Source organism: Aeromonas sp. SCS5 (genome assembly GCF_001887375.1).
Taxonomy (GTDB): domain Bacteria; phylum Pseudomonadota; class Gammaproteobacteria; order Enterobacterales; family Aeromonadaceae; genus Aeromonas; species Aeromonas jandaei.
Genome location: NZ_LFCS01000009.1, coordinates 133199 through 151272, shown reverse-complemented (window position 1 = coordinate 151272; position 18074 = coordinate 133199). Strand labels below are relative to the sequence as shown.

At 58.8% G+C, this 18074-nt stretch carries 21 protein-coding genes; 4 read left to right on the top strand and 17 right to left on the bottom strand.

Features of this window, described 5'->3' with window-relative positions:
- The first annotated feature begins 111 nt into the window (after positions 1-111).
- Entirely contained in the window at positions 112-1320 is a 1209-nt protein-coding gene (fliB, locus tag BS300_RS13580; RefSeq protein ID WP_338430059.1) for a flagellin lysine-N-methylase, read from the top strand.
- Positions 1321-1390: 70 nt separating this feature from the next.
- Here the strand turns inward: fliB and BS300_RS13575 are convergent, their stop codons facing one another.
- The 12 genes from BS300_RS13575 to lfgB all read right to left on the bottom strand — a co-directional run bounded on the left by BS300_RS13575 (position 1391) and on the right by lfgB (position 11204).
- Positions 1391-2392 (bottom strand): hypothetical protein, encoded by a 1002-nt coding sequence (locus tag BS300_RS13575; RefSeq protein WP_071913366.1) that lies wholly within the window; start codon positions 2390-2392, stop codon positions 1391-1393.
- Positions 2393-2413: 21 nt separating this feature from the next.
- A complete protein-coding gene (gene lfgL, locus BS300_RS13570) occupies positions 2414-3313 on the bottom strand; it encodes a lateral flagellar hook-associated protein LfgL (RefSeq protein ID WP_071913364.1) in 900 nt (299 codons plus the stop codon).
- Positions 3314-3323: 10 nt separating this feature from the next.
- On the bottom strand, positions 3324-4643 hold the full coding sequence (gene lfgK, locus BS300_RS13565; RefSeq protein WP_071913362.1) for a lateral flagellar hook-associated protein LfgK: 1320 nt from the start codon (positions 4641-4643) through the stop codon (positions 3324-3326).
- Entirely contained in the window at positions 4643-5041 is a 399-nt protein-coding gene (locus BS300_RS13560) for a rod-binding protein (protein WP_042030092.1), read from the bottom strand. The genes lfgK and BS300_RS13560 overlap by 1 nt, the downstream gene beginning before the upstream one ends.
- A gap of 8 nt (positions 5042-5049) precedes the next feature.
- Positions 5050-6156 carry a lateral flagellar basal body P-ring FlgIL gene (gene fgIL, locus BS300_RS13555; protein WP_071913361.1) on the bottom strand — a complete coding sequence of 369 codons (1107 nt, stop codon included), beginning with the start codon at positions 6154-6156 and terminating at the stop codon, positions 5050-5052.
- Positions 6157-6164: 8 nt separating this feature from the next.
- Positions 6165-6836, bottom strand: a complete 672-nt coding sequence (flgH, locus tag BS300_RS13550; RefSeq protein WP_033115411.1) for a flagellar basal body L-ring protein FlgH — start codon at positions 6834-6836, stop codon at positions 6165-6167.
- Positions 6836-7621, bottom strand: coding sequence for a lateral flagellar basal-body rod protein LfgG (gene lfgG / locus BS300_RS13545; protein ID WP_033115412.1), 786 nt, complete (start codon positions 7619-7621; stop codon positions 6836-6838). The genes flgH and lfgG overlap by 1 nt, the downstream gene beginning before the upstream one ends.
- An 82-nt stretch (positions 7622-7703) precedes the next feature.
- Entirely contained in the window at positions 7704-8438 is a 735-nt protein-coding gene (gene lfgF, locus BS300_RS13540) for a lateral flagellar basal-body rod protein LfgF (RefSeq protein ID WP_033115413.1), read from the bottom strand.
- A 10-nt stretch (positions 8439-8448) separates the two neighbouring features.
- Positions 8449-9657, bottom strand: a complete 1209-nt coding sequence (gene flgEL, locus BS300_RS13535) for a lateral flagellar hook protein FlgEL (protein WP_041210154.1) — start codon at positions 9655-9657, stop codon at positions 8449-8451.
- A gap of 18 nt (positions 9658-9675) precedes the next feature.
- Positions 9676-10383, bottom strand: coding sequence for a flagellar hook capping FlgD N-terminal domain-containing protein (locus tag BS300_RS13530; protein WP_041210153.1), 708 nt, complete (start codon positions 10381-10383; stop codon positions 9676-9678).
- A gap of 3 nt (positions 10384-10386) precedes the next feature.
- On the bottom strand, positions 10387-10812 hold the full coding sequence (gene flgCL / locus BS300_RS13525) for a lateral flagellar basal body rod protein FlgCL (RefSeq protein WP_033115416.1): 426 nt from the start codon (positions 10810-10812) through the stop codon (positions 10387-10389).
- Positions 10813-10814: 2 nt separating this feature from the next.
- The gene (gene lfgB, locus BS300_RS13520; protein ID WP_041210152.1) at positions 10815-11204 is read right to left on the bottom strand and encodes a lateral flagellar basal body rod protein LfgB; all 390 of its coding nucleotides are present in this window, start codon (positions 11202-11204) and stop codon (positions 10815-10817) included.
- Positions 11205-11264: 60 nt separating this feature from the next.
- Between lfgB and lfgA the strand changes: the two genes are divergently transcribed.
- The 3 genes from lfgA (at position 11265) to lfgN (ending at position 12849) form a co-directional block, all read left to right on the top strand.
- On the top strand, positions 11265-12056 hold the full coding sequence (gene lfgA / locus BS300_RS13515) for a lateral flagellar basal body P-ring formation protein LfgA (protein WP_071913359.1): 792 nt from the start codon (positions 11265-11267) through the stop codon (positions 12054-12056).
- A gap of 77 nt (positions 12057-12133) precedes the next feature.
- The gene (gene flgM, locus BS300_RS13510; RefSeq protein ID WP_033115419.1) at positions 12134-12409 is read left to right on the top strand and encodes a flagellar biosynthesis anti-sigma factor FlgM; all 276 of its coding nucleotides are present in this window, start codon (positions 12134-12136) and stop codon (positions 12407-12409) included.
- Positions 12406-12849 (top strand): lateral flagellar protein LfgN, encoded by a 444-nt coding sequence (gene lfgN, locus BS300_RS13505; protein WP_071913357.1) that lies wholly within the window; start codon positions 12406-12408, stop codon positions 12847-12849. The genes flgM and lfgN overlap by 4 nt, the downstream gene beginning before the upstream one ends.
- Here the strand turns inward: lfgN and lfiJ are convergent.
- The 5 genes from lfiJ to fliFL are packed head-to-tail and all read right to left on the bottom strand — an operon-like array spanning position 12846 to position 18067.
- Positions 12846-13265: a lateral flagellar protein LfiJ gene (lfiJ, locus tag BS300_RS13500; RefSeq protein WP_041210149.1), complete on the bottom strand. Its 420-nt coding sequence runs from the start codon at positions 13263-13265 to the stop codon at positions 12846-12848. The two genes, lfgN and lfiJ, sit on opposite strands and share 4 nt — an antisense overlap.
- Positions 13266-13277: 12 nt before the next feature.
- Entirely contained in the window at positions 13278-14606 is a 1329-nt protein-coding gene (lfiI, locus tag BS300_RS13495) for a lateral flagellar FliI-like assembly ATPase LfiI (RefSeq protein ID WP_041210148.1), read from the bottom strand.
- A complete protein-coding gene (gene lfiH, locus BS300_RS13490; RefSeq protein WP_071913355.1) occupies positions 14599-15291 on the bottom strand; it encodes a lateral flagellar assembly protein FliH in 693 nt (230 codons plus the stop codon). Before lfiH ends, lfiI begins: the two co-directional genes overlap by 8 nt.
- A gap of 12 nt (positions 15292-15303) precedes the next feature.
- The gene (gene fliGL / locus BS300_RS13485; protein WP_033115424.1) at positions 15304-16332 is read right to left on the bottom strand and encodes a lateral flagellar motor switch protein FliGL; all 1029 of its coding nucleotides are present in this window, start codon (positions 16330-16332) and stop codon (positions 15304-15306) included.
- Entirely contained in the window at positions 16319-18067 is a 1749-nt protein-coding gene (gene fliFL / locus BS300_RS13480) for a lateral flagellar M-ring protein FliFL (protein WP_071913440.1), read from the bottom strand. Before fliFL ends, fliGL begins: the two co-directional genes overlap by 14 nt.
- Positions 18068-18074 lie beyond the last annotated feature (7 nt).

Genomic DNA, 18074 nt, shown 5'->3' with positions numbered 1-18074 from the left:
ACATCAGATATAGACGACCTCTTTGCCGCTAAAATTTAATTCTATTGAGCATATTTCTATCTTTTGGCCGCTCTCATTACTGAATATCCTCGCCACATCCATTCATACGGCATGCGAATTGCTTCAAGTCGTCACCCTTCACTATCGGAAAGCGACATGACTGCATTTCTATATACCCCTCGGTTTGTCACGCAATTTCAATGCATTGGAGATGGCTGCAAAGACAACTGCTGTCATAGCTGGACCATCAGTATTGATAAAGCGACGTTCCGCAGTTACGAAAAACACCCGGATCCCGTAATACGGTCGTTGAGCAAACAACACATCCGCAAAGTTAAGAACAGCAGTGAACAATGGGGGGTCATAAAGCTTGACGAGCAGGATGCCTGCCCTTTTCTTGACGAAAAGCGATTGTGTCAGATCCACGGCAAGGCAGGGCCTGATGCACTGAGCCAGACTTGCAAGACCTACCCCAGAACCCAAACCCGGCTCGCCAACCAGCTCAAGAAATCGCTGGTTCTCTCCTGCCCCGAGGTTTGTCGGCACCTGTTGCTAGACCCAATGGCAATGCAGACTGAGGAGACCCAGCTCAGGCAGCCTCTCCCCTTTACCACCCCGCCATCCACTGCCATGGCAACCTTGCATAGTCTTAGCCTCCACGTCCTGACAGCCACCGATCTCCCGGTCGAACTGCGCCTATGGCTCATCGGATTACTGCTTCATCGGGATGCAACCTCCTTGTCGCACGAAGCATTTCTCGAACAGGTTGCGGTAATGGCCAAGCAGGGTGAGCTCTACGCCATGTTCGAACAACTGCCCTCCATACCCACATTGCAGTGGTGGGGGCTGAGAACAATTACCCATCAGCTGGTTGCATATTCACAGGGAAGACGTGGCCGCCAGACCATGCAATGCTGCCTCGACAAAATAAATCTGGTACTAGAGGGCGTTTATGACGAAGGCAAGCTGGCATTGTTGCAACAAACCTGGAACAACAAGGTAGCTCCCTTTCTGGCAACCAGGCCTCACATTCTCAACAACTACCTGCTCTATTACGTCTACAACAACAACTTCCCACTGCAGCAGACCACCCCGTTCCAGGCCTATCAGCTCCTGGTGATCGATTACTTCCTGCTGCGCAACTACCTCTGTCTGCTGGCCATGGACAAGGAGTTGGAAGAACAGGATGTCATCGATCTTTTCTACAGCTATCACACCATACGCCAGCACAACCGGAACTTTCTCAAGACTATAGAAGAGGGACTCAGTGCCTCCGGTTTTTCCTCCGATCTCACTCTGTACGCCTTGCTGAAACCCTGAAAAAAGAGACCGCCAGCATGTTGCTGGCGGTCTCTTTTTTCATCTTGGCGTTGATGTAGCGCGTCGCCCTTTACGTCAGAAGTGCTACCACATTCTGGCGCGATACATTGGCCTGAGCCAGCAGACCAGACATGGTTCCCATGAAACCGCCATCCTTTAGCTGTTCACTGAGCTTGCCCTGAAGCTGCTCAAGCTCCTGCTGCTTCATGTTCTGGCTACGCGCCTTGACCCGATCGAGCTGCTTGACCATCCGCTGGCGGAACTGCTTCAGCTCCCGTACGGATTGTTCGATTTCCCCAAGCAATCTTCTCAGGCGCTGTTGCTCCTGTCGCAACTCCCCCTTGTCGATACCTTCGCCCAGCTGGGTCAACTGCCCTGGTTTTGCCTTGAATTGTACCGGAACAGGGTTTCCGGCCGGAATGCGAATGCCTTCCCCACTAAGCAGAACAGGCTCGTCCAGTTTGCGCCGATGCAACTCCGGAACGCTCAGTTCCAGCTTGCCCAACTCGTTGAGACGCGCCTGAATGTGCTCTTTGCGCAGCGCCCGATCGAGCCTGGATGCGACATCTGCCTCATTGGCTCCTGCGGGCAGGGTCACCTCGACGGCACTGGCGGTTTGCGGGAAAGAGAACACCAGACGCTCGGCACTTGCCTTGGGACTTAGCAGATCGAGCCGATCGGCACTGTAATGAACCCGGCTCTCGGCGGCCGAGGTCAACAGGCGCGGCTTCAACTCCGAGGTCAGGGGGGCCTGTGGTCGGGTGAGCTTGTCTTCCAGCTGCTTGAGACGGGTCACCAGATCACCGCCGGCCTCACGATGCTGACCCAGCTGTTGTTCCAGCCGTTTCAACTCACCCCAAACCTGGCTCAATGCCAGCTCACCACCTTGAGCGTGGGCAATCCGCTGCTGGGCTGTCCCGATCAGTGCCCAGCGGTCGAGCCGGACAATATTGGGCTGGCGCTCAACTTTTTTTGCCGGTCTGGATGTGTCCTGAGCAGTCAAGCGTCCGTGCAGCCGGGGCTGAGCGGGCGTCTCGGCCACACCGCCCGGACGGGTTTGCTGAATCTGCATCATGACTCCTTGCGCCTGACGTTATGGCATGTTGTTGAAGAGGCTCAATCCGTTGACCTTGGCAAATGCCTGTTGCTGCACTTGCAAGGCCATCAGCACATGGGCCTGCTGGGTAACGGCACTGGCATAGTCGAGGGACTCTATCTGATTGCTCACTTCCTTGCTATAGGTCCCCTTCTCGGTATGCCCCTCATCGACCTGATCAAGCAGGTTCATGCGAGCGCCGATGGTACTCACCATCTGGCTGATATCGTCCTGCAGCACCTTGCTGCGATCCAGCATGCTGCGCGCCTGATCGGCTGCATCGGGTGTTCCGCTCTCTATCGCGGCAACCATGGTATCGAGCTGCTTGAAGAAATCGCCGTTGTCGATGAACAGCTTGTCTGCCGTCTGGTTGAGACCGACCGTGACCCCCTTGGCGATGCTGACCTCACGCACCAGAGCATCACCCTGATAGACGTAATCACCGCTGGCATTTTTCACGAGTGTAGTCTGATTGACCTGGCTACCCGCAAACAGGCTGGAACCACTCTCGTTGCGCGCATTGGCCAGATCGAACAGCCCCTCCTTGATGACTCCGACTTCAGTCGCGATGGCGCGACGATCATCTTCCGACAAGGAGCCGGTTGCTGCGGTCTGGGTCAGTTCGCGCAGCCGCATCAGCATATTGGTCATGGACTCCAGCTGGATTTCACCCTGAGAGAGCTGGCTTTTGGCGTTGGCGATGTTCTTCTGATACTGCTCCATCGCCACCTGCTCTTTCTTGAGTCCAAGCAGTTGCACGCTACCCACCGGATCATCCGAAGGCTGCAGAATGCGTTTGTTTGAGGAGATCTGGCGATCGAGGCGAGCATACTCGCCGAAACCGTATTGCAGGTTATCGAGCATGCTGAGCTGGATCTGGTTGGTACTGATGCGCATGGTCACTCCGTCAGAACATATTCAGGATGGAATTGAAGAGCTGATCCGAGGTGCTAATCACCTTAGCATTGGCCTGATAGACCTTGGTGTATGCCATGATTTTGACCCCCTCTTCATCGGTGTTGACCCCGCTGACACTGCTCAACTTGGTCGCCAGCTGCTTCTCCATATTGGCATCAGCCTGCATGGTCGCCTTGGCCTGTCCGCTCTGCACCGCTATCCGGCCAAGCAGGGCGCTGTAGGCGTCATACTGGCCATCTTTGATGGTGATGATCTCCTGCAGATTGCGGTTGTCGCCCTGCCCCCCCCCGGCCTTGGCAAAAGCGAGATGATCGCCGGTAAAGCCATCGGCAATCTTCAGGGTCCCGGAAGGGTTAAGCGGGTCGTAACTGAACAGGGGTTTGCCCGGGTCACCATTAAGGTCAACACCACCGGCCTGCTTGGCATTGAAGTCGTCGGCCAGTTTCTTTGCCATCTGGTTGAGTTCGTCGCGCAGCGGGCGCAGCACATTGGCACGGTAATCCATTACTCCGGCCAGAGTACCGCCATGCAGAGCGGGTACTTCGAAGGTCTGCGGGCCAAAACTGAGGCTGAGCTTGTCACCGGCCAGCGAGAGCGTACTGCTGCTGCCAGCCAGTACCAGCGGTTGCCCTTGAGGCAGGCTTAGCGAGAAGGAACCATCGCTCTGCCGGTTGACCCTCACTTCCATATAGGTGGAAAGCTCGCGCACGATCTGCTCACGACTGTCTTCCAGGGCCGATGTATTGACCCCCTTGGAGGCCTGCTCGCTGATCTGCGTATTGAGTTCGGCGACCTGCTTGAGATAGCTGTTGACCTGAGAAACCGTGCTGTTCAGCTGATCGTCGATCTGCTTCTCCTGAGTCATCATGCTCTCGTTCAGCTGACCATAGCGGTTCGCCAACGCGCCGGCAGAGCTCACTATCTGGCTACGCTGGGCCGGTGTTTCCGGGCTGTCGAGGGCCGCACTCAGTGAGGCGAAGAAGCTGTCCAGACCCTTGGCGATGTTCATCGACTCGCTACCCAGAAGCTGCTCGGTGGTATTGATGTACTGATGAAACGAGTAGGAGGCCCCGGTCGCAGAGCGGCTGCGCCAATGCTGGGAAACCAGATACTCATCCGTGATCCTGCGAACACCGGTTACCTCTACCCCCTGGCCATTATCCAGCCGGCCGAAACCCGACAGGCTGCCCATCATGGCCTCCTGACGGCTATAGCCGATGGTATTGACGTTGGCGATATTCTGGGCGGTCACATTCAACGCGATCTGTGCCGCGTTGAGTCCGCTAAAACCGATATTGAGCAGAGACATCAGTCACCTTTCCTCATTTTTGCCGTGTTCAGAGGCTGACTGAAGGCAGCCAGGGTCTGTGATTCTGAAGCGACCGCCTGGTCGGCATTCTTTAATGTCGGTGCCAACTGACTGACCATCTGCTCTTTAAGGCCGATCCCGCCGCGCTTGACCAGGCTCATCGCCAGCTGGCTGTCATACATATCGCGATAGAGATCCTGCCCCTTGATGAGCTTGTCATCCTCATCCTGCAGGGCATCACTGGCCGAGCGCATATGCTTGAGCACGGTCTGCAGAAAGCTCACTTCGAACTGACCGGCTACGGCATCGAGCGCGGCACGCTGATCCGGGTTGCTCTTGATCTGCTGAAGTTCATTGAGATCCTGATAGAAACCAGGTTCCGAAGTTATTCGGGTCATAGAGATCCTTAGATGACCACCAGCTCTCCCTCGAGGGCACCAGCCTCATCGAGCGCCTGCAAAATGGCCATAACATCATCGGGCGTAGCCCCAAGCGAGTTGACGGCCTTGACGATCACCTCAAGAGAAGTGCCATCAGGCCAGACAAACATGTTGTTTCGTTCGCGATCCACCTGGATCTTCGAGTTGGGGGTCGTGGTGGTCTGTCCGTTGGAGAAGGCATTGGGCTGGCTGACGGTCTGGCTCTCGCCAATGGTCACCGTCAGGCTGCCGTGGCTGACCGCCGCCTTGTGCACCTTGACCCCCTGCCCCATTACCACGGTACCAGTACGGCTGTTGAACACAACCTTGGGTCGCTCCTGCCCCATGTCGACCTGCACGTCCTGCAGCAATGCCATGAACGAGATGCGCTGGCTTTCGTCACGGGGGGCTGCAATCTGAATGCGTCCGGCACTGACCGCTTTGGCAACCGGCCCCAGCTGGTGATTGATGGCCCGCTCCACATTGCGGGCCGTCTTGAAGTTGGGCTGATGCAGATTGAGCGTCACTTCAGGTTTGTCGGCAAAATTGCTGGCCACTTCCCGCTCAATGATGGCGCCATTGGGAATGATCCCCGCCGTCGGTACGTTGATGGTCACCGAAGAGCCGGACTGCCCCTCGGCCTTGATCCCAGCCACCACCAGATTGCCCTGGGCCACCGCATACACTTCACCATCGATACCACGCAAGGGAGTCAACAACAGCGAGCCGCCACGCAGACTCTTGGCATCGCCAATCGAGGTGACGGTTACATCCACCAGCTGCCCCTTGCCAGCCAGTGCCGGCAGGGTTGCCTGCACAGATACCGCAGCGACGTTCTTGAGCTTGGGATCGATATCATCCGGCAGTTGCACGCCAAACTGCTTGAGCATGTTGGCCATCGACTGACCGGTAAACTTCACCTGGCTCTTGTCGCCGGTGCCGGACAAACCCACCACCAGACCGTAACCAACCAGCTGGTTGGTTCGCATCCCCTGCACGTCGGCAATATCAAGCAGTGACCGCTTGGCGGCAGGAGCGGCATTCGCCCACCATGGCAGGCAGAGGCAAAGCAGGGCGATAACCCATCTGTTCATGTAAGACCTCAAAACGGTGCAAATGCGGAGCTGAAGAAGCGCCCCAGCCAACCCATCTGGTTGCTGTCGGCAAGCGCACCACGGCCGGCATAAGTGATGCGGGCATCGGCGATGCGCTGGGACGAGATGCGGTTGCTCTGGTCGATATCCTCAACCCGCACCATGCCGCCCAGACGGATATACTCATCACCCTGATTGAGACGGATCCACTTCTCGCCACGGATACCGAGCACGCCGTTGGGCATCACTTCGGCCACCGTCACCGTGATGGAACCGGCCAGGGTATTCTGCTGGCTGGATGTCGCTCCACCATCAAAATCCCGGTCGGCACTGAGGGTTGCCCCCCAGTCAGGACGCAGTTTGCCACCGATGGAAGGGGCTGGCACATTCATGCTGCTGTTCTTGCTCATGCTGGTGTTGGCTTTCTTGCTCGACTGGGTACGCTCTTCCAGCACCACGGTCAGAATGTCACCGATACGATAGGCGCGACGATCCTGAAACAGGGTCATCATGTAGTCGCCACGATAGAGACTGCCATCTTCCCCCCGGGCCGAGGCAGACTGCATGGGCCGTGAAGGCGCCCACTTCTCCTCGCCCGGCTCCGGAGCCTTGAGCTCATAGGTCGCGCATCCACCCAGCAACAGCACGACCCACAGGTAACGCCACATCATCTTCATCATCACAGCGCTTGAGTGACAAACTTGAGCATCTGGTCGGCGGAAGAGACCACCTTGGCATTCATCTCGTAGGCTCGCTGGGTGGTGATCATGTCCACCATCTCCTCCACCACGTTGACGTTGGAGCTCTCCAGCGTGAACTGCTTGATGGCCCCCATCGCCTCTTCGCCGGGCACCCCTTCGATGGCTTCACCGGATGCACCGGTCGCGCGATAGAGGTTGCCACCGAGCGCCTCGAGACCGGCCGGGTTGGAGAAGTTGGTCAGGGTGATGCGTCCCAGCTCCACATTTTCCTGCTGACCCGGCAAGGTGGCACTCACGGTACCATCGGTACCGATAGAGATCTTGGTAGCGTTGTCCGGGATCTGGATCTGCGGCTGCATCGGCAGACCATCGGCATTGACCAGCATCCCTTCCGCATTGCGATGCCACTGACCATTGCGGGTGTAGGCGGTCTCGCCATCGGGGCGCTCGACACTGAAGAAGCCGGCGCCGACCACGGCCATATCCAGCTCCTGGTTGGTGTTCTGGAACTGACCCGGGGTAAAGACCTTCTGGGTACCGACCACACGCACACCGTTACCCATCTGGATGCCGATGGGCGAGAGGTTCTGCTGATCCTGTTGTGCCCCCGGCTGACGCTGCACCTGATAGAACAGATCTTCAAAGGCAACCCGATCACGCTTGAAACCAACCGTGTTGACGTTGGCCAGGTTGTTGGAAATGCTGGCCATCTTGGCATCTTGGGCCGACAGACCCGTTTTGCTTACCCAAAGTGCTGCATGCATCTTTGTCTCTCCACCTGATTCATTCGGATGCCGAAGCACCTCTCAGCGGGACGATGCACCAAACTGCTCGTCCCGTTCATGATTAACCCTGACCGGAAATCAGCCGGGCTCCTTGTCTGGCCTGCTCGTCCGCTGTCTTCATCAGCTTGACCTGCAGCTCGAAGTTGCGGGTCAGCGACATGCTGCTGATCAGCTCGTCAACCGCATTCACGTTCGCCCCCTCCAGAAAACCGGAAGCCAGTACGACCTGCTCGCTGGTCTCGGCATCCCCCCCCTGTCGCAGGCGGAAGAGGCCATCCTGCCCCTTGACCAGCTCGGCGGGATCCGGGTTGACCAGCTTGAGGCGTCCCACGTCGAGACGGGCACCGCCGCCGGGCGGCGTGATGCTGAGCGAACCATCCTTGCCAAAACTGAGATCCCGATAGGCAGGAAGTACCATTTCCCCACCATCGCCCAGCACGGGGCGACCGTTGAGGGTCAACAGCCCGTCTGCATCGCTCTCCAGATTGCCGGCCCGGGTGTAGGCCTCTTTGCCATCTGCGGTCTGCACCGTGATAAAGCCTTCACCGCGAATGGCCACGTCCAGCTTGCGCCCGGTCTGCATCAGCGCGCCCGGCTTGAAGTCGGTGCCGGCCATCTCTTCGCGAGCCATGACCCGGCTGGGGTAACCATCACCGCTCAGGGCATAGGCCGACACCCGCTCGAAGTCAGCACGAAAGCCGGCGGTGTTGACGTTGGCCAGGTTATTGGCCCGGATTTGCTGGGCCATCAGGGTATGTTGCGCCCCTGACATGGCGGTATAGATAAGCTTTTCCACGGGTCAGCCCTTAGAAGGAGTTGAAGAGAACCTGGGTCATCTTGTCAGCTGAGCTGATGGTCTTGGCGTTGGCCTGATAGTTGCGCTGGGAGGTCATCAGGCTGACCAGCTCACCGGTCAGGTCGACGTTGGAGCTCTCGTAGGCCCCAGCAGTCAGCTGACCCATGGTGCCGGTTCCCGGCGCCCCCAGCACCGGTTGACCCGAGCTGAAGGACTGCTGCCAGGTGGTGTTGTTGGTCTGCAGCAGACCGTTGGGATTGGCGAAGTTCGCCATCACCACCTGACCCTGCTTCAGGCTCTGGCCGTTGGTAAAGGTGGCGAAGACGCCGCCATCGGCATCAACCCGTACACCGGTCAAATCGCCCGCGGTATAGCCGTTGGACTGGTTGCGAGTGGCATTGAAATCGGAGGCGTACTGACTGACTCGGCTCATATCCAGTTGCAGAGCAATTGGAGAGGCGCCCGCGGGTGCCAGCGCCAAATTGGCTGGAATGGTCGAAGCCCCCGTATCCAGCTTGCCATCAGCGGTGAATTTCATCGTGGCCCCGCCAGCAGGGGTGATATCAGTGCCATTGAATGTGTAATGCACGGCCCACTCATTGGGTGCCGTTTTGACAAAATACTGGGTGACGGTGTGCTCAACCCCGAGCGAGTCATAGACCTTGCTGGACTGTGAATAACTAAAAGTTTCCGATTTCTTAGGATCAAAATTGTAAGGAGGTTTGGTATCAATCACACTGGCATCAGCCTTCAGATTGGCGACGAACTCCAGCTTGTCGGATGCCTTGGCAGGCAGGCTGCCGGCTTTGACCTGAATGTCACCGATCACGCCGGATTGCAGCTCACCGGCATCATTGGTGGTATAGCCCTGCAAACGGGTACCGTTGGCGGTCGTAAGGTAGTTGTTCGGGTCACGCTGGAACATGCCGGCTCTGGTGTAGGAGGTCTGGCCGTTGCTGTCCTTGAGCACGAAGAAACCGCTGCCGGAGATGGCCAGATCCAGACCACGGCCGGTACGCATCACGTCGCCATTGCGGTCAAAGTTCTGGGATACGTTGTTCATCTCCACCCCGCCCGCCTGACCGCCACCATAAATGGCAGCAAACTCGGCACGGCTGGACTTGAAGCCTGCGGTACTGGCGTTGGCCACGTTGTTGCTGATAACGCTCAATTCCTGGTTTACGGCGCGCAGGCCGCTCAATCCGATACTGAAAGACACAATTTCGCTCCTGTTTGATTACGCCGATTTGCCGAACTGAATGGCACTGAAGAGGGGGACGTCACCCACGCCAGCGACCTGCAACATGATCTCGCCGGTGCCGGGCAGGGTGACGCGATCCACCTTGCTGGCGACATAGTTTTTGGACGTGGTGGCAACTCCGTTTAGGGATGCCTTGACCTCGAAGCTGTACTCGCCGGCCGGCAGCTCCGGCAGCTCATAATCCAGCCCGCCAGCCTTGCTTTCCCCCCAGCTCTTGGTCGCCACCAGGGTGCCATGCTCGTCATACACCTTGAGCTCGACCTGATCGGCTGCGCCCGCCAGCTCGACCTGACCGCGAATGGCTTTGTCATCGCTCTTGGTCAGGGTCTTGCTCGGTACCATCACCTCTTTATCGATAAGGTCGGTACTCTGCAGGACCTGCTGGGTATCCATCATGTTGATGGACTTCTGCTGCAGCAGTTTCAGGCTCTCGACCCCTTCCACCATGCTGAACTGGGCCAGCTGGGTGACATATTGGGCGCCATCCAGCGGGTTGGTGGGATCCTGGTTCTGGATCTGGGCCACCATCATCTGCAGAAATTCGTTGCGCAGTTGCATGCCGCTCTGGGCACTCTGGCCAGTGGCAGAGCCCGCCGCCGCATTGTTGGGGGCGATATCCGGAGTGGCAGAGCGCTGGCTGGCACCGCGGGCCGTATCAAGGGTGCTTACCTGAGGCAGACTCACGGCTTAGACCCCCTGACCAAGACGCAGCAGACCTTGCTGCATGCTGTTGATGCGATTGATCACCTCGACCGAGGTTTCGAAGCCGCGGGAGGCACTCATCATGTCGGCCATCTCCTCCACCGCATTGACGTTGGAGTAGTAAACAAAACCGTCTTTATCGGCGATCGGGTTGGTCGGTTCGAGACGCTTCTCGACCTGACGATCGGACTGCACTATGCCGGCGATCTGAACCTGTGCAGACCCAAGCGCCTCTGCATCCTGCACGCGCTGGTAGAGAGTGGAGAAAACCGGCTTGATGGCGCGAAACGCGGCATCTTCACTGCCGGCGGCACTGTCCACGTTCGCCAGGTTGGAGGCGACGGTATCGAGTCGCACGGTTTGCGCCCGCATGGCACTGCCGGCGATGTCATAGATTCGGTTGAACGACATGATTAACGCCCCTCGATCGCTTTGGCGATCCCGGTGATTTTCATATTCAGGAAGGTCAGGCTGGTCTGGAAATCCGTGGCATTGTTGGCAAACTTGCTCTGCTCGACGCTGAGCTCAGCGGTATTGCCATCCATGGATGCCTGATAGGGGATGCGATAGAGCGGATGCTGCATATCGTCAGCCATGGTGCCCTGACTGATGGCAGCGCTCTCATCGCCTGCCGCAACTTGCTGTGCGACACGGCCAAGAATCGTCTTATAATCGACGTCCCGGGCCAGATAGCCAGGGGTATCCACATTGGCCAGATTCCCGGCCAGAATACGCGCCCGGTCAGCCCGGATATCAAGGGCATAAGGGTGTACGCCAAGAGCGCTGTCAAATGAGATACTCATGCTTCATCCTTTTATGAATCAGTCAGACCGGTGCACTCGTTATCAAGACTCATGCCAATCATGAAGATCCCTTATTTGCGCCGGATGCAGCGCTGCCCCTGGCTGACCACATTGATAAAAGGGGAAGTACCGTTTCCCGTATGGAAGCGATCAGGCCTCTTCTGGCTGCTGATGCTGGCAAGCCCGCTGCACGCTGAACCCGGCGAACTGTCGCAACAGGTCGGTGCCCGCCTCAGGGAGGATGCAAGTCAGACCCTGCATGCCTACCTGCAACAACAGGGCTGGGCAATCCCGGAGGTGGACTATCAGGTGTGGATCTCTCCGGCGGTGGAACACCTTCCTCCCTGCCAGCAAGAGATCCGCTTGCAGGCGGGGGGCCAATATCGCCAGCCGTGGGGTCGTCGCCCCTACCTGGTCGAGTGTGCCAACCCCTCCTGGCAACTGAGAGCCCGGGTCGAGGTCACGCTCATGCTGCCAGTCTGGATGACGGCCCGGGAGATCCGGAAAGGCCAGACCATTCAGGCAGCGGACCTCGTCGAGGAATCGCTGGATGTCAGCAGACTGCAGCGAGGCTTCATTCCCGTCTCCGAGTCGCTGACAGGCAGCAAGGCCAATCGCAATCTCAGGATGGGGCAGTTGATTGGCGAACTGGACCTGCAGAAGGCCTGGGCGGTGAAGGAGGGTGAAGGGGTGTTGATCCGGGCCGGTCAGGGCGGATTCTCGGCCACAACCCGCGGCACGGCATTGGCAAGCGGCGCCATCGGCGATGGCATCAAGGTACGCAACAGCAGCTCAGGCAAAGAGATCCAGGCCTGGGTCATCGCAAAAGGGGAAGTCGAAACCCGTTTTTGAACCCGTATAAGGGTTTTTATTCAAGTTAGGCCGACCTTGGGTCGCTTTGCAGAGATAGACCACCAGGAATTGACGTTATGAAAATCACACGCACCGACCCGCTCTACGTTCAGACCCAGTTGCAACGCAAGCAGGATGGCGCGCCAGCCCAAGTCGAGGCGCGCGCTACCAAGGCTGACGCCCAGATCAGCAGCACGGCACAGGTTGTCAATCAGGCGAGAGCCCAGCTTGCTACCACATCCGACGTGGATATGGAAAAAGTGAACCGGATCCGTCAGGCCATCAGCGAAGGAAAACTGGAGCTCGATATGGATGCACTGGGTCAGGCCATTCTGGACATGCATCGCCGATGAGCATGGAGCCGAAACAGCGGATCAAGGAGCTGATCCTGGGCATCCAGCAAGATTGCAGCCGCTACGCCGAGCTGCAGAGCCTGTTGCTGCGCCAGCACAGCTTGCTGGCAGCGCACGATGTCGATGGGCTGGCAACCCACAACCAGCAGCAGACAAGGCTGATGGCCGATGTGCAAAAACAGGCGCAGCAACGTTGCCACCATCTGCTCGCTCTGGGACTGAAACCGGATGAAAAGGGGATGGCGACCCTGATTGCCAAACTGCCTGCCACCATGCAGCCAAAAGTCTCTAGCCAGTGGCAACAACTCGAACTGCTGTTGCAGCAGTGTCTGCGCCAGAACGATCTCAACGGTCGTCTGCTGGCTGGGCAGATAGAGACCATCAACACGCTGCTGGGTCAGGATCATGCTTACGGCCAGCTGGAGCGTTTTCCCGACTAGTTCCCCTCTTTGAGTTGACGGTGGCGCAAGCCGGAAAGCTCGTCGAGCTGGCGCTGATCCCGCAGCTCCCGCTGCTGGCTGATGGCTCGCTCACGCTTGTCCAGCAGGTGCTCCAGCCCCTTGACCCGGCCAAACTGCCTGACCACCTCCCCTTCATGGCGCTCCAGATCGAGCTTGGCAAGTGCCGATTGCTGAACCTGATGGGCCAGCAGATGACGCAACTGGCGATCCATCTGCTGCTTGTTCTGCCACAGCAAGGGATGGAAAGTGGCCGAACCGGGACTCAACGAGCCGATCACCTCCTGCAACCGCAAGGCTCTCTGCTCTTCCCTTATCGCCTCTTCCCGCAAACGCTGACGCTCCTTGCCGAGCGCCTCCAGCGCCTCCTGCTGCAAGCCGAGATAGGATTTCAACATGGCGACCTCTGATTACCTGCCCAGAACCTGCTTGAGCCCAGCCACGACCTGAGCCAGCGGGGTCTCTTCATGGATCCCCTGCTGCAGGAAGGCGGCAATGGCCGGGTAACGTTGTACCGCTTCGTCCATCTGGGGATCTGCCCCCGGTTGATAGCCACCGAGCGGCAGCAATTCACGCACCTGCTGATAGCGCCCCCACAACTGACGCAAGGTGACCGCCAGCTGCTGCCAGTCAGTCGGCACCACTTGCGGCATCACCCGGCTCACCGAAGCGCCGATGTCGATGGCCGGGTAGTGTCCCTCTTCCGCCAGACGACGGGTCAGCACTATGTGACCATCCAGAATGGCACGGGCCGAGTCGACCACCGGGTCCTGCTGATCATCCCCTTCCGCCAACACGGTGTAAAAGGCACTCAGGCTGCCATCAGGGTGGGTACCGTTGCCGGCCCGTTCCACCAGCTGGGTCAGCATGCTGAACACCGATGGCGGGTAGCCGCGCGTCGCCGGCGGCTCACCGATAGCCAGTGCGATTTCGCGCTGGGCCTGGGCGTAGCGGGTGAGGGAGTCCATCAATAGCAGTACATCCTGGCCCCGCTCACGAAAATATTCGGCAAGACGATGGCAGAGCTGGGCGGCACGCAACCGCATCAGAGGAGATTGATCCGCAGGAGCGGCCACCACCACCGAGCGGGCCAGACCTTCCGCACCGAGACTGTGTTCGATGAACTCGCGGACTTCACGACCCCGTTCACCAATCAGCCCCACGATGACGATCTGTGCCGTGGTGTTGCGGGTCATCATGCCGAGCAACATGCTCTTGCCCACGCCGGAACCGGCAAACAGGCCCAGTCGCTGCCCCTTGCCAACCGTCAGCAAGCCATTGATGGCACGGATACCCACATCAAGAGGTTCACGGATCGGCGTGCGCAATAGCGGATTGGGCGGAGAAGAGAAGAGCGCAACGCGCTCCCCCTCGTCACGAAGAGGACGGCCATCCAGCGGCTGCAACAGACCATCGACAACCCGCCCCAGCAGATGCTCGCCGACCCTGATTGTCTCTTCGCCATCGATTGGCAGCACCCGGGCTCCGGCATAAAGCCCTCCCATGGGCTGCAGTGGCATCAGATAGGAGATCTCCCGGTTGAAACCCACCACCTCTGCCAACAGAGACTCGCCGGATGCCGTATCGACCCGGCAGCGCTGCCCCATCACCAGCTGGCAGCCGATTACCTCAAGGGTCAGCCCCGTTACGCGAACCAGTCGGCCATAGCGGCGAAAACCGGGCACCTCGTCAAAGCAGTCGAGCGCCGAGGTGAGCGCCTGTTGCAGAGCTTCATGCATGCTGCGGCAGTTCCAGCGTGCTGTTCAGCTGCTCGATGCAGGAGGCAAGGCGCTCGCCGGTATTGACCTCGATCACCGCAGCCCGAGTCTCGATGCGGGCATCGCCAATGGCCAGATTGGGGTCTACCTGCAACGGCCACCCTTCGCAACGGGTGACTCCCTGTTCGGCCAGACGCTGGCGATCCCCCTCATTGAGATAGATGACCAGCTCTTCCGAAGCGGTAGGCAGAGTCGCCAGCGCCTGTTCCACCTGATTGAGTACCTGCTGGGGATTGAGAGTAAATTCGGCCTGGATAACCCGCTTGGCCACCTGGGCCACCAGCTGGGCAATCAGCGCTTTCTGCTCCTGCATCTTTACCCGGGTCAGGGATTCCCACTGCTCCTGCAGCTTGGCAAAGGGCACCATGGCCTGATCGAAAGAGGCGCGCCCCTCCGCCAACCCCTGAGCGAAGCCGCGGGTTTGTCCCTGCTGCAGCCCCTTGGCCTCCCCTTCCACCAGACCGCTGGTCAGTCCCTGCTGATATCCGGATTGATACCCTTCGTCGTGACCTTGCTCCAGCCCCTGCTGATAACCAAACTCGAACTGCTCCTGCTGACTCTGGGCCTCTTCCCCGCTCTGCCCCAAGGCCGGAAAGCGGTAGAGCCGGGTCGGGCCGGGCATCAACTTGCGCACATAGTGACTCATCAATGCCCCCTGTTAGCTGACCGTCGGTTCTTCGAACAGCTGGAACTCGATCTCGCCCTGCTCCACCAATTCGCGGACCAGTTGCATGATCTCCTCTCGGGCCTGCTCGACCTTGCGCAGGGAGACGCTGCCCTGATGCTGGATCTGATCTTCCAGTGCCTGAGCCATCCGCTTCGGCATGGCGCCGAGCACCACCTTGCGGAAACTGGTCTCGGTATTCTTGAGGGCCAGCGCCAGCAGCTCGCTCGGGATCTCCTGCACCAGACGCTGCAGTGTTTCGTCGCTCTGGCGACGCAACGTCATGAAGTCGAACATGTTCTTTTCGATTTCCAGCGCCATGTCACCATCGTGTTCACGCAGCAGCGAGAGCATCTGCTCCTTGTCGCCCTGATAGCGGTTGAGGATATCGGCAACCTGCCGCACGCCATTCACCTTGGCTCCGGACTGGTCAGCAACATAGGCCAGACAGCGATCCAGCGTCAGCCTGAGTTCACCCAGAACATGCTCGCTGACGCTGCTGAGGCTGGCGACCCGCACCAGCAGATCGTCGTGCACCGAGCCGGGCAGCTCATCCAGTACCGCGGAAGCGGTCTGGGGTGGCAGGAACGCCAGCAGCACCGCCTGCATCTGCGGGTGCTCATTGCGGAAGAAACGGGCCAGCACATCGGCAGGTACCCACTGCAACCGCTGGATATCCTGACTCATCACATCACCGTAGAGGCTGTCGAGCAGGCTGCGGGAGAGACGCTGACCAAGGGCCAGGTCGAGAGTCTGTTCCAGATATTCGCGGGAGGCGCTGCCGATCCCGCTCTGTTCACGATACTGGTTGAAGAACTGCTGCAAGGTCCATCGGGCTTCCATCGAACTGACGCCGGAGAGACCCGCCATCTTGGAGATAAGGCGCTGCACTTCATCGCGGGAGAGCTTTTGCATCACCTTGGCAGCAGCCTCAGTCCCCATGCTCAACAGCAGGATGGCCGCTTTCTCAAGGTTGTCGATATCGATATCGACGGCTTTCTGGTTCAGGTTAACGTTGTTCATTGCCACTTACCCATGCTCTCACCACTTCCGCTACCCGAGCGGTATCTTTGTCAACCAGCAACTGCAGATGCTTGAGTTGTACTTCCAGCTCGGAACCCGGCTCCGGCAATGCCTCCAGATCCAGAGAAGAGAAGTGCGGCTCCCGCTCGTTGTCGGAACGGATCAGACCATTGCTCATCGGCGGCGCCGTCAGGGCAACATCATCATCCCGCCGCATGGAGAGACCCACGGTCGGCTCCAGCTCATCATCCAGCTCGTCAGAGAGCGTCTCTTCATCCGGCGCCTGCTGGGTGCGAACCAGATGCTTCACCAACGGGCGGATACCGAAGAAGACCAGCGTCAGGCCAAGCAGACCGCCCACCAGATAACGGAGCGAATCCTGCCAGTAAGGGGTTTCCCACCAGCTCGATTCGGGCGGAGCAATCGGCGCAGCGCCGGTGAAGTCGAACACTTGCAGGCTGATCTGGTCTCCACGAGACTCATCAAAGCCCACCGAACGCTCGACCATCTGCCGGATCTGCGCCAGCTGCTCATCATTCCAGCCACCTTTCGGGGCGCTCTGATGATTGAGCAGTACGGAGACGTTCATCTTCTCGAGCCGCCCCTGCTGATAGCGGGTGTGTACTATGGTGCGGCTGTTTTCGTACTGCTTGCTGACCTCCTGCCGCTCGGTGCGGGAGTCATTTTTCTGATTTTCCGTGGTGGCTGCCGTGGTCTGATTCTGGGTCGCAGGATCACTTTTGGGCGCCGTTTCGGGAGGACGATTGGACAGAGCGCCGGGGATACCCAGTGCCAGCGCATCGATGGTTTTGTCCGATTTGCTCGACTCCTTGGTCACCACCCCTTGTGGATCCAGCTGCTGCTGGGTCTCCTCCACCGCATTGAAGTTGACGTCTGCGGCGATCTGCACCCGGAAGTTGCCGGTGCCCAGCATGGGATAGAGCATGTCGCTGGCACGCTGACGAATGTACTGCTCCAGCTTGCGCACATACTCCATCTGCTGCACGCTCTGCTTGCCAAACCCGGCCTTGTCGCCGAGTTCGGCACTCAACAGCTGGCCAGCCTGATCGACAATGGTGACCGCTCCCGGTTTCATGCCGGAGATACTGCCTGCCACCAGGTTGGCAATGGCCTCGACCTGGCCGGGCTCCATGGCCTGACCGGGCTGCAGATCGAGCATGACGGATGCACTTGGCTTCTCCTCGTCACGACCGACAAAGAGAGTGCGTTTGGGAATGGCGAGATGGACGCGGGCACTGCGCACCGCATCCAGCGAAATGATGGTGCGCGCCAGTTCGCCTTCCAGCGCATGGCGATAGCGGGCTCCTTCCATAAACTCACTGGTGCCAAGGCCGGTGACATTGTCCAGCCCCTCCAGACCCGCCGGCATGGCCGCTCTCACCCCTCTGGCCGCCAAGGCCATACGAACATGAGCCAGCTGACTCTCCGGCACCAGGATCTGGCCAGAGCTCTTCTCCAGCCGGAACGGCACCTGCTCCTTCTCCAACATCTCCATGATGTTGGCGGTATCGTAGAGCTCCTGCTTGCCGTACAGGGGGACGTAGTTTTTGCTGGACGTCCACAGAATGACGACGATTGTGCCGGCAACGATGGCAGCCAGCAGAGCAATAGTGAGGATCGATTTATTGTCACGGGAGAGGCTGCGCCAGTTGCGAAGGCCCTCCTGCACGCGTGTTCTGAAGGAATCCGAAGCCCCTTGCGGGGACGTTACCAGTTCAGTC

Bases quoted from the DNA above. Each gene is read 5' to 3' on its own strand.
- flgCL (WP_033115416.1), bottom strand. From the start codon at position 10,812: ATGTCGTTCAACCGAATCTATGACATCGCCGGCAGTGCCATGCGGGCG.
- lfgB (WP_041210152.1), bottom strand. From the start codon at position 11,204: ATGAGTATCTCATTTGACAGCGCTCTTGGCGTACACCCTTATGCCCTT.
- lfgK (WP_071913362.1), bottom strand. From the start codon at position 4,643: ATGTCTCTGCTCAATATCGGTTTTAGCGGACTCAACGCGGCACAGATC.
- BS300_RS13560 (WP_042030092.1), bottom strand. From the start codon at position 5,041: ATGACCCGAATAACTTCGGAACCTGGTTTCTATCAGGATCTCAATGAA.
- lfgA (WP_071913359.1), top strand. From the start codon at position 11,265: ATGAAGATCCCTTATTTGCGCCGGATGCAGCGCTGCCCCTGGCTGACC.
- fgIL (WP_071913361.1), bottom strand. From the start codon at position 6,156: ATGAACAGATGGGTTATCGCCCTGCTTTGCCTCTGCCTGCCATGGTGG.
- fliB (WP_338430059.1), top strand. From the start codon at position 112: ATGCGAATTGCTTCAAGTCGTCACCCTTCACTATCGGAAAGCGACATG.
- lfgN (WP_071913357.1), top strand. From the start codon at position 12,406: ATGAGCATGGAGCCGAAACAGCGGATCAAGGAGCTGATCCTGGGCATC.
- lfgL (WP_071913364.1), bottom strand. From the start codon at position 3,313: ATGCGCATCAGTACCAACCAGATCCAGCTCAGCATGCTCGATAACCTG.
- lfiJ (WP_041210149.1), bottom strand. From the start codon at position 13,265: ATGTTGAAATCCTATCTCGGCTTGCAGCAGGAGGCGCTGGAGGCGCTC.
- flgM (WP_033115419.1), top strand. From the start codon at position 12,134: ATGAAAATCACACGCACCGACCCGCTCTACGTTCAGACCCAGTTGCAA.
- fliGL (WP_033115424.1), bottom strand. From the start codon at position 16,332: ATGAACAACGTTAACCTGAACCAGAAAGCCGTCGATATCGATATCGAC.
- lfiH (WP_071913355.1), bottom strand. From the start codon at position 15,291: ATGAGTCACTATGTGCGCAAGTTGATGCCCGGCCCGACCCGGCTCTAC.
- BS300_RS13575 (WP_071913366.1), bottom strand. From the start codon at position 2,392: ATGCAGATTCAGCAAACCCGTCCGGGCGGTGTGGCCGAGACGCCCGCT.
- flgH (WP_033115411.1), bottom strand. From the start codon at position 6,836: ATGATGAAGATGATGTGGCGTTACCTGTGGGTCGTGCTGTTGCTGGGT.
- lfiI (WP_041210148.1), bottom strand. From the start codon at position 14,606: ATGCATGAAGCTCTGCAACAGGCGCTCACCTCGGCGCTCGACTGCTTT.
- lfgG (WP_033115412.1), bottom strand. From the start codon at position 7,621: ATGCATGCAGCACTTTGGGTAAGCAAAACGGGTCTGTCGGCCCAAGAT.